General features: G+C 49.0%; 9 protein-coding genes. 6 read left to right on the forward strand and 3 right to left on the reverse strand.

Annotation, left to right across the window (positions count from 1 at the left end):
- Positions 1 to 82: 82 nt before the first annotated feature.
- The 3 genes from J0X00_RS19310 to J0X00_RS19320 all read right to left on the reverse strand — a co-directional run bounded on the left by J0X00_RS19310 (position 83) and on the right by J0X00_RS19320 (position 5,876).
- A complete protein-coding gene (locus J0X00_RS19310) occupies positions 83 to 2,719 on the reverse strand; it encodes an MlaD family protein (protein ID WP_282477518.1) in 2,637 nt (878 codons plus the stop codon).
- Entirely contained in the window at positions 2,712 to 3,968 is a 1,257-nt protein-coding gene (locus J0X00_RS19315; protein ID WP_282477519.1) for a paraquat-inducible protein A, read from the reverse strand. The genes J0X00_RS19310 and J0X00_RS19315 overlap by 8 nt, the downstream gene beginning before the upstream one ends.
- Before the next feature lie 111 nt (positions 3,969 to 4,079).
- Positions 4,080 to 5,876 carry an ABC transporter ATP-binding protein gene (locus J0X00_RS19320; protein ID WP_218563111.1) on the reverse strand — a complete coding sequence of 599 codons (1,797 nt, stop codon included), beginning with the start codon at positions 5,874 to 5,876 and terminating at the stop codon, positions 4,080 to 4,082.
- A gap of 87 nt (positions 5,877 to 5,963) precedes the next feature.
- Here J0X00_RS19320 and J0X00_RS19325 point away from each other — a divergent pair, with 87 nt between their 5' ends.
- The 6 genes from J0X00_RS19325 to J0X00_RS19350 all read left to right on the forward strand — a co-directional run bounded on the left by J0X00_RS19325 (position 5,964) and on the right by J0X00_RS19350 (position 13,405).
- Positions 5,964 to 6,437 (forward strand): GAF domain-containing protein, encoded by a 474-nt coding sequence (locus tag J0X00_RS19325; RefSeq protein ID WP_136486514.1) that lies wholly within the window; start codon positions 5,964 to 5,966, stop codon positions 6,435 to 6,437.
- 99 nt (positions 6,438 to 6,536) lie between these two features.
- Positions 6,537 to 7,160: an RNA chaperone ProQ gene (gene proQ, locus J0X00_RS19330; RefSeq protein WP_136486512.1), complete on the forward strand. Its 624-nt coding sequence runs from the start codon at positions 6,537 to 6,539 to the stop codon at positions 7,158 to 7,160.
- A 17-nt stretch (positions 7,161 to 7,177) separates the two neighbouring features.
- A complete protein-coding gene (gene prc, locus J0X00_RS19335; protein WP_282477520.1) occupies positions 7,178 to 9,178 on the forward strand; it encodes a carboxy terminal-processing peptidase in 2,001 nt (666 codons plus the stop codon).
- 308 nt (positions 9,179 to 9,486) lie between these two features.
- On the forward strand, positions 9,487 to 10,161 hold the full coding sequence (locus tag J0X00_RS19340; RefSeq protein WP_136486666.1) for a hypothetical protein: 675 nt from the start codon (positions 9,487 to 9,489) through the stop codon (positions 10,159 to 10,161).
- Positions 10,162 to 10,466: 305 nt separating this feature from the next.
- The gene (gene pepN / locus J0X00_RS19345) at positions 10,467 to 13,073 is read left to right on the forward strand and encodes an aminopeptidase N (RefSeq protein WP_282477521.1); all 2,607 of its coding nucleotides are present in this window, start codon (positions 10,467 to 10,469) and stop codon (positions 13,071 to 13,073) included.
- A gap of 110 nt (positions 13,074 to 13,183) precedes the next feature.
- Entirely contained in the window at positions 13,184 to 13,405 is a 222-nt protein-coding gene (locus tag J0X00_RS19350; protein WP_136486505.1) for a DUF2835 domain-containing protein, read from the forward strand.
- Positions 13,406 to 13,407 lie beyond the last annotated feature (2 nt).

Consider the following 13,407-nt stretch of genomic DNA (forward strand, 5'->3'; position numbering starts at 1 on the left):
GGTGTGGATTGCTTTAGGGCAGGTGGCAGGGAAACAAAAAGGCAGCTCAGCGCTGCCTTTTGTCATCGAACTCTTTAACTGGTTAAGGCCTTGGGATGGCTGGACGCCAGCTGGTCCATTCTTTTTGTGCCTGCGGATAGAGGTAGAATGTGTGTCCTTTGCCTGCGGCAGGCGCTAATTGTTTTTGCTCCGGCGTGGAGAAGGTAATACCACCACGTAACAGGCTGTCCACAGTACCTGCTTTGATGTCGGCCCCGGTCAGGCCGATGGAGACGTCCAGTCCGGAAGTATTCCAGAACACGCTGTTTTCCCGCACCAGATAGGCGTACTGGGCATCAATTTCAATCGTTGAGATAACCCGATCGGCAAGGTTGCCCAATTTAACTTCGGTTACCCGGCCAACTTCCATTTCCCGGTACAACACCGGTGTACCGACATCAACTGAACCGCGGCTTTCACTTTGCAGAGTAAGGATAAGACCTGGTGGCTGGTAAGGGATCGCGGCCAGCGCAAAGCGTTTGCTTGCCGCACCCTGGCCAGGCTTAACCTCAATCGATTTAGTCAGCAGGTTTTGCAGATTGGACACTCCTTTCAGGCCGAATTTGGCCTGTGCAACCCAGAACACTGAGCCGCTGCGCGCGATGTACGGCGCGTAGTCTGGCTGAATACGCGCTTTAAGCACAATATCATCTGAGGCAAAGTCCGGAGTCACTTGGGTGATTTCACCCACCTGGACGCCGTTGTACTTAAGTGCTGTGCCAACGGAAATACCTGTGTCGCCTCTGGCGGTCAGTTCAATCTCTTCGCCATATTTCTGTGCCTGTTGGTAATCGGGATAGAGCTTCCACAATTTGCCCACTTTATTCTCTACGCCCTTAATATTGTCGAAGGCAATGCCACCTTTGATGAGGGTCTGCAGTGGTGCTGCTTTAAGTTTAATACCGGACAGAGAGGCATCCATCTCAACCCCAGAACGGTTCCAGAATACGGTTTGGGCTGTCAGCAGATGTTTGTACTGGTTTTCGATCGTTGCTTCAATTTGCACCCCGTCCTGGGTCAGTTTAAAGTCAGAGACCGCACCGACCTTCATATTGCGGTACAGTAGCGGACTCCCCGCGCTGATGGGTGGCAGTTCCCGCGCAAACAGCGTCAGTTTTTGTGAGCCAGACTGATTATATTTGGCGATTTCAGCCAGAGAACGGCTTTGATACAGACGATAGCTGTGCTCAATTTTTTCACTGCCTTCGCTGACGAAGCTGATTGAGCCGGTCAGCAGCTGTTTGGCCGGAGGAATTGAGACACTCAGACCGGATTCGGTCAGCTCGGCATTGGCTGAACCGGTGACGTAGAAGCGGCTGCGCGATCGAATCAGGTGCGCATACTGTTCGTCGATCAGCAGGGTGAATTTCACTTCATCTTCGGTTAGCTCAACATCGGTAACTGTTCCCACAGGTACGCCGCGATAGAGAATCTGGGTATTGGTATCAAGGCCAAATGAGCTGTCGGCATACAGGGAAACAGAAATCGATTTCGACTGCTTCTGGTCAAATTCGACCTGGTGGATGGCGGTAAACTTACGGGCTCTGGTGCCTTCACCCGGCACCAGAGTCAGGTAGTTGCCTTTTACCAGATTGGCGAGGTTTTTGACGCCGGAAAGGGATACTTTCGCCTCTTCCAGGATGAAGTGACTGCCGCTGGTCAGCAGATCGCTGAAGGCCGGTTGAATCGCGGCGGACGCGACAATGTGATCATCTTTAAGCTGCAGGTTGGTGATCTGGCCAATTTCAATTCCGCGGTACATGATTGGTGAACCGGACGGGTTGATGTTGTTGTTGTCAGGCAGATTGATGGTCACAGGGATCCCGCGCCCTGCAGTCTGCAAATCTTTGTAGAGCCTGAATTGGGTATTCTGCTCAACGGGCTCACCGTCGTCTGGTGAATCCACCGCGATCGAGCCACCGATCAGTGCACTGAGACTTTCCAAATGCACATCCACGCCGTTGAAACCAATTTTGGCCCCGACACCACTGACGTTCCAGAATCGGCTCTCGGAGGTGATGATGTGGCGGTACTGCTCTTGAATTGAAGCCTGAATGATGACCGATTTGGATTGTTCGTCTAACTGGTAACTGTAGACCTCGCCAATCGGAATTTTTTTGTAGACGATCTGTGAGCCAACCGATATACCGCCCAAATCCGCCGCTTTCAGAGATATGGTCAGGCCGCTGTCGGCCAGTAAATCGGACGGGGCTGAGTCCAGCGCACGGTACTCACTCGGATGATCATTATCACCCTCGACGTCACTGCCGGGTTGAATGGCGATATAGTTACCGGAAACCAGCGCATCGAGTCCGGATACACCGGATAAACTCGCGGTTGGTTTTACCAGCCAGAAACGGGTTTCAGAAGAGAGCAGGCGGGTTGCTTCCGGATAGATATCAGCTTCGACATAGATGTTGGATAAATCGGCCGAAAGCTTGATGTCACGCACCATACCGACTTCCAGACCCTGATAACGAATCGTGGTTCGCCCGGATACCAGCCCCTGGGCATCGGCGAAGTAAATTTGTATTTGGTCACCGGCATCATGAATGGCTTTCAGCACCAGCCAGCCGGCCAGAATCATGGTCAGTATGGGCAGAATCCATAACGGTGATATTCCTTTATTACGACGAATATCTGGTGAGTATGAGGGTTGGGTCGACTGTTCTTTACTCATCTTTAGACTCATTGTTAGAAACGGCGCTTGGGTAATTATCCCAAATTAAGCGCGGATCCAGGCTCTCTGCAGCCAGCATGGTCAGTACCACAACCATACCAAATGCTACAGCGCCGTAACCGGGGGTAAAATTCAACAGCTGTCCGCGGTCCACCAGGGTCAGCATGATTGAAATCACAAACAGGTCCATCACGGACCATTTACCTATCCATTTGATAGCGTAATAGATGGTCATACGCTGGCGGTGAAACACCTGGCGCTTAAAGCGGATGGCCAGCAGCAGATAAATCAATCCGACAATTTTTGCCACTGGTACCACAATACTGGCAACGAAAATGATCACCGCAATGCCTATCATGCCGCTGTTAATCAGCGAGGCGACGCCGGAAAATATGGTGTCTTCCAGGCGCTGACCATTGGTCAGTAATATCGAAATCGGAATGATATTGGCCGGAACAATCGCCACCGCGGCCGCAATCACATAAGCCCAGGTACGCTCAATGGAACGTGGGCGACGGTGGTGCAGTGCATGGTGACAGCGCACACAGTGACTCGATTCACACTGGGACAGATGGCAGTTATGGCAGTGTATCTGTTTATTATGCAGCGGGTATTCAATTTCCGGCTGCCAGGCTTCCCAATAACGACGCACACTAATGCGACTGATCAGCAATACCGTAAACAGCTGCAGTAATACCAGGCTATATAAAGCTGGGCCGACGAAGATGTCAGAAAAGTCTTTCAGCTTGAAGCAGGAGACCGCGATGCTAATCAGGAAAACATCAATCATAGACCATGATTTCAGATGGTGGATCATGGCCAGCGAATAGCGCAGCAGTTGAAACCAGCGCTTGTGCAGGGCGAGATGAGCGGTGACCACCGAACTGCAGACCAGTAGTGGCGCCAGAGTGCTGCAAAACAGCACCAGTACAGCCAACACGCCATAACCTTCTTCAAACATGGCGACAATGCCTGCCGGCAATGAAGCCGGAATCATTACGCCAACCAGGCGGATGCTGATAAAGTCAAACAACTGGGACGGGATAAACAGCAGTAAACAGGTGATGGCAATCGCCAGATTGCCTGATAAAGACGGACTGCCGCCACGATAAAGTTGAGTACCACAGCGCGGACAATAGGCACTGCGGCCATGTTGGATATCCACCACGTCAACCGGCAACTCGCAGCCCTGACACAGCCGGATAGTCCGGCTGTCGGTATTATGCTGGGTCAGTGACTTGATTTTCATCGGCTGCTTCCCGACGATGAGCATCGCTCACTGCAAACGATAGTGACGGCGTCACGTGATGTAATGTCTTGAACATCAGGCTGTTGCTGACCTGCAAGAACGGCGCTTTGACTAAGCGTGTGATTGAATAGAACCATATAGCGTTTGATACAAACCTTCTTGTTCAACCAGTTCTCCATGGGTGCCGGACTGAGTGACATGTCCGTCCTCCAGAACGTAGATAAGATCCGCTTGCTTAACCGCTGACAGACGATGAGCGACAATCAGGGTTGTCCGGCCTTTCAAAAACTCGGTTAAAGCTTTATGCAGAGCCGCTTCGGTTGCGGTGTCCAGGGCAGAGGTGGCTTCATCAAGAATGACGAATTTTGGGTTACTCAGAACCATACGAGCGATCGCGAGACGCTGACGCTGACCGCCAGAGAGACGAATACCATTACGGCCAATCTGAGTATCGAGACCGTGATTCAGTTTGCTGATCACGTCCTGCATCTGAGCGATATCCAGTGCGCGCCACAGCGACAACTCATCATAATCGCTGCCCAGCGTGAGATTATGCCTCAAAGTATCATTAAAAAGTACAGGTTGTTGAATCACGACCGCAATTTGTTCCCGGATAACATCAAAGCTGATGTCATCACAGGTTTCGCCATTATAACGAATTTCGCCTGAATTTTGTCGGTAGACACCGATCAGCAACTGAATCAGGGTCGATTTTCCACCGCCGCTGGCTCCCACCAGAGCAACTTTTTTACCGGCAGGGATTGTCAGGGTTAAATCGTCGAGCACTTTGTGTTCACCATCGTAGGTAAAATCGACGTGCGAGATGGTCACCTCAACTTCCCGCTCTTCGCTGAAAGGGTTGACCTTGCTTGGCGGGCGATGTTCTTCTTCGAGTTCAAGTAAATCGTTAATGCGTTTTAAGGCCGCTTTAGCGCTGTACCAGGAAAACTGGACGCCGAGCAGCTCTTGAACCGGGCCGAGCATAAACCACAGGTAGCCAAACACCGCAAATATCTGGCCTATTGTCAGGTCGCTGAACACCACCATCAGCATCGCGACGGCACGGAACAGTTCAAAGCCGAGCAGAAACAGTAAGAAGGAGAGGCGACCGGCCGCTTCTGACTGCCAGGCATATTTGTCGGCATGACGCCTAACATCATCGGCCTGTTTGGTGAGCTGGGCCAGAAATTCCCGCTCTTTATTGGCCGCACGTAGCTGGTAAATACCATCCAGCGTTTCAACTAAACGGTTTTGAAAGCGCTCAAACGCCTGGTTCTCACGTCGTTTAAGGTGTTTTACCTTGTTGCCCAGCATACGGGAGAAGTAAATGACTATTGGGTTAACCAGCAGTATAAACAGGCCCAGACGCCATTCGAGCCATAAAAGGACAATCGCAGTACCCAATACTGTGAGCAGGCTGATCAGGAATTTACTCAGCGTAGTGCCGATAAATTGGTCGATCGTTTCAATATCGGTGATTAAATGTGCGTTTATACCGCCGCTGCCCTTGGTTTCATATTGTTTTATGCTGATCCGCCCCAACTTATCGATCATCTTGCTGCGCATGTGGAACGTGATGGTCTTGGAAACCAGGGTGAACTGGCGGTTTTGCAGTATATTGAGCAGTTGACTGGCCGCGCGCATCAGCACCACCAGCAGCAGGGTAAACATGATGTAACCGGTGGCCGTCTGCCAGCCGTCTGGCAAGAGTTGGTTCATCAGCTCAATACCGGTCGATGGTTGGTTCAGCAGAACTTCATCCACCATTAAGGGCATAAGCAAAGGAATGGGTACGCTGATTAAAGTTGCGACAATCGCAATCGCATTTGCGTACAACAACTTAGACTTATGTCTTTTCACTTGAGTTATGAGCCAAGAACGGCTAATAGTGTCACTGGTATACGTCATTGTAGTGAGAATGCATCCTATTTAATCTGTGATGTGATTCTACGTAGAACCTTAAATGAAGTCTTTATTTTTCCACCGGAAGTTATTATGAAAATAGAACATTACCACCGCTTAACCAAGCAAGCTGTCGCGTTACTGGAATCAGAACCAGACCTTATCGCCAACTTGTCGAATTTAAGTGCTTTGCTAAACATGGAACTGGAAGACCTTAACTGGGTAGGCTTCTATCTTATGCATGGCGATGAACTGGTACTAGGTCCCTTCCAGGGTAAGCCAGCTTGTGTTCGTATTCCTGTTGGCCGTGGTGTGTGCGGAACTGCCGTTGAAACTAACACTGTACAACGTGTTTACGATGTTCACGCCTTTGAAGGTCACATTGCTTGTGACGCGGCGAGCAACTCAGAGATTGTAATTCCATTCTCTATTGATGGTAAAGTCGCCGGCGTGCTTGATATTGATAGCCCAAGTATTGGTCGTTTTTCTGAAACTGATGAAGAAGGACTCACGTTTTTGATGACTGAAGTAGAAAAGCTGCTTAATTCACACGCGAACAAGGCATAATTTAGTTGTTGCCTGTGGTTTTTCGTATTCAGGTCACTATAATACCGAAATATTTGAATTTAATGCTTCGCGGACCAGCCGCAATAACCAGGAATCCTCATGGAAAACACTGAAAAGTTAAAAAACAGCAAAGAAGTAATTGCGTACATTGCTGAATGTTTCCCTAAATGCTTTACTTTAGAAGGTGAGGCACAGCCTCTTAAAATTGGTATTTTTCAAGATCTTGCTGATCGTCTCAGCGATGACCCTAAAGTAAGCAAAACTCAACTTCGTGCAGCGTTAAGACAGTACACGTCATCTTGGCGTTACCTGCACGGCGTTAAAGCTGGTGCGGTTCGTGTCGATCTCGATGGTAATGCATGTGGTGAACTAGAAGAGCAACATGTAGAACACGCGAAAGCTGCGTTAGCTGAGAGCAAGGCTCGTGTAGAAGCTCGTCGTAAAGAGCAGGCTAAACAGGCGCGTGATGATGCGAAAGCAAAACCTAAGGCGAAGAAGCCTCAGGCACGTCGACCTCAGTCTAAAGCACCAAAAGCAGACAAAAAACCAGTAGAGACACGTGCTCTGAATGCTGATGAACTGAATGTCGGTAAAGAAGTGAACGTGAACATGGGTAAAGGCAACATGGCTGCGACCATTGTTGAAATCAATAAGGAAGATGTGCGTGTTCAACTCGGCAACGGCCTGCAAATGGTTGTGAAAGCGGAGCACCTGCGCGCATAAAGGAGAATCTCCTACGCATGAAATGCCGTTCAAAATTAACTCTGATCGCTGCTGGCCTCTGGCTGGCAGCGTCTTCAGCTCAGGCTCTCGAAGCCAAACTCCATAAAGAAGACCTTCCTCTTCTTGCTCCAGAAGTTCAGCATGAAACGGCGAGTAAACGAGTCACATCCAGATTTACTCGTTCTCACTACAAGCATTTCACTCTCGACGATCAGTTCTCTAAAGCAATTTTTGAACGTTATCTTGAGATGTTGGACTACAATCGCAACTTGTTTACTCAAGCGGATATTGATTCGTTCAAAACCTGGTCCGTCGAACTTGATGATCAACTGAAAGCGGGCGATAACCAGATCGCGTTTGACTTGTATAACTTATCGATGGAGAAACGTTTTGCACGTTTTCAGTACGCACTGTCTCTGCTCGATAACGAAATCAAGTTTGATGGTGATGAGACCATTGAGCTCGATCGCTCGAAAGAGGCCTGGCCGAAAGATCTGGCAGAAATCAACGAGTTGTGGCGTAAGCGCGTCAAGTATGACGCACTCAATCTGAAACTGGCAGGCAAGACCTGGCCTGAGATCAAAGAGACGCTGGAAAAACGTTATAACAACGCGATTAAGCGTCTGACCCAGACCCATAGTGAAGATGTGTTTCAGTTGTACATGAATGCGTTTGCCCGCCAGGTTGATCCGCACACCAGTTATTTGTCACCACGCAATGCAGAGCAGTTCCAGTCAGAGATGAATCTTTCTCTGGAGGGCATTGGTGCTGTGCTGCAGATGACCGATGACTACACGGTGATTCGCTCGCTCGTGGCTGGTGGGCCTGCTTCTAACAGTAAACAGTTGGGAGAAGGTGACCGCATTATCGGTGTCGGTCAGGATGGCGAGGAGATGGTTGACGTCATCGGTTGGCGCCTGGACGATGTGGTGGAGCTTATCAAAGGGCCGAAAGGTACCAAGGTGAAGCTGCAGATCTTGCCGGAAGGTAAGGAAGCGAAAAGTCACGTTGTCACAATTGTTCGTGATAAAATTCGTCTTGAAGACCGTGCGGTGAAATCGAAGATCATCGACAAAGACGGTGAGAAAATCGGTGTGCTTGAAGTTCCGAGTTTCTACGTTGGTCTGTCTCAGGATACGGACAAGTTGATCGCTGAGCTGAAAGAGAAAAATGTGGACGGCATCATCGTCGATTTACGTAATAACGGCGGCGGCGCACTGACCGAAGCAACGGCATTATCTGGTCTGTTTATCACCAGTGGCCCGGTTGTACAGGTTCGTGACAGCTATGGTCGGGTAAATGTGAACAGCGATACCGATGGCAAAATCAGCTACAGCGGTCCGATGACGGTATTGATAAACCGTTACAGTGCTTCGGCTTCTGAGATTTTTGCCGCGGCGATGCAGGATTACGGTCGTGCGATTATCCTGGGCGAAAACTCTTATGGTAAAGGCACGGTACAACAGCATCGTTCGCTCAATCATATCTATGATTTGTTCGATAAAGAATTGGGCTACGTCCAGTATACCATTCAGAAGTTCTACCGTATCGATGGCGGAAGTACTCAGAACAAAGGCGTGATCCCGGACATTGCGTTCCCGACGGCTATCGACGCTGCAGATACCGGTGAGAGCGTGGAAGATAACGCGCTGCCATGGGATAGCATTGATCAGGCTAAATACAGCCCGTTACATGATTTCCATAAGCAGATTGAAGCGCTCAATGTACAGCACCAGAAGCGTATCGCGACCGACCGCGAGTTTGGTTTTATTCAGCAAGATATCGCTAAGTACAAAGCTGAAAAAGACGATAATAGTTTGTCTTTGAATGAAAAAGTACGTAAGCAGGAGAGTGAGCAAGCGGATCAGGAACGTCTGGATCGCATTAACGTTCGCCAGAAAGCGCTGGGTAAACCTGAATACAAGAAACTCGAAGATGTGCCGAAGGATTATGAAGCACCAGATGCGTATCTGGATGAATCTGTCTCCATCATGGTAGATATGATTAAGCAGTCTTAATTGACGGTGACAATAAAATGAAAAGCGGGCTTTCGAGTCCGCTTTTTTATTGTCAAAAAGCCAGGTGACGGCAAATGGCAGAGTTTTCATATGTCGCAATTTGCATTTACCAAAGAACCACTAGGGTTTGATGGATAGAGTTGACGAATTTCAACTAAGACAAAATCAAATTGGTTACCTGCTCAATAAAACGGTCGGTAAAGTATTGAATCTGGTTGTAATTGTGATTTACATCAAATAATTTCGCGTTATTACTGTAGCGATCCTAAGCTTAAAGAAAAGTATATTTTTAAGTGAGGGGAAGCGTGATGAAATGGTTAGCGATAATGATCGCTTGTCTGAGCTTGTTGTTTTCTGGCTCAGCCTTTAGCGTGCGCGATTCAGACAACCGGGATTTAACTCAGTTTGACCAGCCGTTTTTGCTGGGTGACTGGTATCTGATTAATCCTAATCCACAGGAATCAAAAGAGAACTACTTGGCTATTCGGCTCAATTTTGAATCTGACTATACCTTTTCGATTGATATCCAGAAGAAAGACTACAGTGTCGACCACTGGGAAGGCCTGTATTCGGCCAGTAACGATACCATTATTCTCGGTCTTAACTCTGACGAGCCGCAAGTTTACCAGTATAAAAGCAGCCATAATCTGCTTCATCTGAATGGGGTGCTATTTACGAAAGCCTTGTCTAACTCTCTGGCGGGAATCTGGTCGAGTACTTCGTTATCTGGTAATGATTTGTCTGCCGGAGACCTGCAAAGTATTGATTTAATTCTCCAACCGGATTTCGTCTTTCTGTTTCGGGCCAGTGGCGGCAAAGGGGGAGAAGCTCTCCATCAGGGTGTGTTCTATACGGAAGGCGATCATCTTGTGTTGATGTTTGAAGATGGTGAACACGATACACAGTTTACCCTTAACCATGACCAACTGACGCTGGAAGTGGAAAACGGGTCTGTCTTCGCCGTACTGGATAGGGTCAGATAATGTGGGATACGAGGCACTTAGCTTGCCGATGGTGATGCGGTTAAGCGGCGTGTGCTTACTTGGACTGCAACAAAGCGGGTTGACTAAAAATAAAGCATCCGGGCAGGGATTAGCCTGAAGAGAGCGAGGTATTTGGTGAAAATACCTCGTTTTTGCATTGTGGGGGTTGTTATTGGCGCTGACAGGCCTAAGATCGATATCGTTATGGGCAGCGACGATTGTTTTCAGGGTGGATAGTGCATTGCTTAACCCGCGTTCTGGCCCCTCAATTAGTCACATCTTATTACGTCAAAAGGATTCCGACCATGGCTCAAAATCCACAGGCCAAATATCGTACCGATTATAAAGAGCCTTCTCATACCATTACTGATATCGCATTGACGTTTGATCTGCATGATACTGCAACCACAGTGAGCGCGGTGTCTCAAGTCAAACAAATGGGTCAGACTACGACGCTGACACTTGATGGAGAAGGACTGGAATTAAAAGCGCTGCAAGTTAATGGCGCTGACTGGCAGGATTACACCTTGCTGGAAGCAGGTTTAGAAATTCGCTCGCTACCGGCCGAATGTGAATTGACGATTGTTACGCTGATCAATCCCGAAGCGAACAGCGCACTGGAGGGTTTGTACAAATCCGGAGGTGCTTTCTGTACTCAGTGTGAAGCCGAAGGTTTCCGTCGTATTACGTATTATCTCGACCGTCCGGATGTGCTGGCGAAATACACCACCACAGTGATAGCAGACCAGGCCCAGTATCCGTTCCTGCTCAGCAATGGTAATAAAATTGCTGAAGGTAGCAGTGATAATGGCCGTCATTGGGTGACGTGGCAAGATCCGCATCCCAAACCTGCTTACCTGTTTGCGCTTGTTGCCGGTGATTTTGACGTGCTGCGCGACCAGTACACCACTCAATCCGGTCGTCACGTAGCGTTGGAAATCTTTGTCGACAAAGGTAACCTGGATCGTGCTAATCATGCGATGGTGTCACTCATCAACGCGATGAAATGGGATGAAGAGCGTTTCGATCTCGAGTATGACCTAGATATCTATATGGTGGTCGCGGTTGACTTCTTTAACATGGGCGCGATGGAGAACAAAGGCCTGAACGTGTTTAACTCTAAATACGTACTGGCGAATGAGCAAACCGCAACCGATACCGATTATCTGGGGATTGAAGCGGTTATCGGTCATGAATATTTCCATAACTGGACTGGTAACCGCGTAACCTGTCGTGACTGGTTCCAGCTCAGCCTTAAAGAAGGTCTGACGGTATTCCGCGATCAGGAGTTTTCGTCTGATCTGGGCTCACGGGCAGTAAACCGCATTAATAATGTCCGTATTATTCGTGGGCCGCAGTTTGCGGAAGACGCCAGCCCGATGTCACATCCGATTCGTCCGGATCAAGTGATTGAAATGAACAACTTCTACACCCTGACCGTTTATGAAAAGGGCAGCGAAGTGATTCGTATGATGCACACCTTGCTGGGTGAGCAAGGCTTTCAGAAAGGGATGAAACTGTACTTTGAACGTCATGACGGTACCGCAGCCACCTGTGAAGATTTCGTCGCGGCGATGGAAGACGCGTCTGGCGTGGATCTTAAGCAGTTCCGTTTGTGGTACAGCCAGTCCGGAACACCGGAACTGACGGTTAGCAGTGAGTATGACGCCACGGCACAGACTTACACCCTGACGGTAGAGCAGGTCACTGAGCCAACACAGGATCAAAAGGAGAAGCAGCCGCTGCATATTCCATTTGACGTTGAACTGTATGCAAAAAATGGCCGGGTCATTCCGTTACAATGTAATGGCGAGCGGGTTGGACATGTCCTGGATGTGAAACAGGCCAAACAGACCTTTGTGTTTGAAAATGTGCAAGAGCAGCCGATTCCATCTTTACTGCGTGAGTTTTCCGCACCGGTGAAACTGAATTACCAATACAGTGATGACGAACTGACCTTCCTGATGGTTCACGCCAGCAATGAGTTTGCCCGCTGGGATGCCGGTCAGATGCTGCTGGCGAAATATATCCGCGCCAACATCGAGCGTGTGCAAAATGGTGACAACGTCACTCTGCCTGAGTCAGTTGTGGATGCATTTCGTGGCGTTCTGCTCAGTGATGAACTTGAGCCGGCGTTTGTTGCGGAAATGCTGTCCCTGCCAAGCCATAATGAAGTGTCGGGTTGGTACAAGCGTGTTGACGTGGATGCGATTGCGAACGTACTGAAAGCACTGAAAGTGATTCTGGCAACAGAAATGCAGGATGAGTTCAGCGCGACCTATCATGTGCTCAAACAAGACGAGTACTCGATTGAGCATGCCGCGATTGGTCGCCGTGCACTGCGCAATACGTGTCTGGCGTATCTGGCCTTTACTGAGCAGGGTAATACCCTGGCCGAAGCGCAATATCAGCAAGCCAACAACATGACCGACACCATGGCCGCGATGGCAGCCGCCAACATTGCCGGCCTGATGTGTCGTGAAACTCTGATGGCGGATTACAGCGCTAAATGGAAACACGATGGTCTGGTGATGGATAAATGGTTTGCGCTGCAAGGTTGTAACCCGGCAGATAACGCGCTTGAAGTGATTAAAGCCACTATGAGTCATGAAGCGTTCAGCATGAAGAACCCAAACCGGATTCGCAGCCTGATTGGCTCTTTCCTGAACATGAACCCGGTCCGTTTCCATGCTAAGAGCGGCGAAGGTTACCGCTTTGCCGGTGAGATTCTGCGTGAAATGAACAGCAGTAATCCTCAAGTCGCTTCGCGTCTTATCGATCCGCTGCTGAAGTTCCGTCGTTATGATGAAGAACGTCAGGCATTAATCAAAGCCGAGCTGGAAGGGCTGAAAGCGATGGATAATCTGGCGCGTGATCTGTACGAGAAAGTGACCAAGGCGCTGGAACAGTAAGCGTTAATCCGGCTCTGTTTGCCGCCGGTTGAGATGAAAAGTGGCACTACGGTGCCACTTGTTTTTGTTGCTTAGTTTATTAATCCATTGGTATCCGTAGAGCTCTGAACGTGAAGCACTATTTTTTTTCACTCAATATTTCCTATCAGGCATTTCTTTCCCATTACAGCGGCGCCGCCAGCCAGGTACTGGTTGTGACAGAACAGGGGTTGCGTCTGCAATTACCGGCCAGTCGTTTCCGACCATTTCTGAGTCAGATTGGAGTAAAAGGTCGATTCCGTCTGACAACTGACCACAATAATAAGTTCGTAAAGCTAGAAGTTCTGCCATAAAG

The sequence above is a fragment of the Vibrio sp. ABG19 genome, assembly GCF_029962385.1.
GTDB classification, from domain to species: domain Bacteria; phylum Pseudomonadota; class Gammaproteobacteria; order Enterobacterales; family Vibrionaceae; genus Vibrio; species Vibrio ostreae.

What these genes read in the sequence shown, in the direction of transcription:
- J0X00_RS19310 (WP_282477518.1), bottom strand. Translation starts at nt 2,719, where the DNA reads ATGAGTAAAGAACAGTCGACCCAACCCTCATACTCACCAGATATTCGT.
- J0X00_RS19315 (WP_282477519.1), bottom strand. Translation starts at nt 3,968, where the DNA reads ATGAAAATCAAGTCACTGACCCAGCATAATACCGACAGCCGGACTATC.
- J0X00_RS19320 (WP_218563111.1), bottom strand. Translation starts at nt 5,876, where the DNA reads ATGACGTATACCAGTGACACTATTAGCCGTTCTTGGCTCATAACTCAA.
- J0X00_RS19325 (WP_136486514.1), top strand. Translation starts at nt 5,964, where the DNA reads ATGAAAATAGAACATTACCACCGCTTAACCAAGCAAGCTGTCGCGTTA.
- proQ (WP_136486512.1), top strand. Translation starts at nt 6,537, where the DNA reads ATGGAAAACACTGAAAAGTTAAAAAACAGCAAAGAAGTAATTGCGTAC.
- prc (WP_282477520.1), top strand. Translation starts at nt 7,178, where the DNA reads ATGAAATGCCGTTCAAAATTAACTCTGATCGCTGCTGGCCTCTGGCTG.
- J0X00_RS19340 (WP_136486666.1), top strand. Translation starts at nt 9,487, where the DNA reads ATGAAATGGTTAGCGATAATGATCGCTTGTCTGAGCTTGTTGTTTTCT.
- pepN (WP_282477521.1), top strand. Translation starts at nt 10,467, where the DNA reads ATGGCTCAAAATCCACAGGCCAAATATCGTACCGATTATAAAGAGCCT.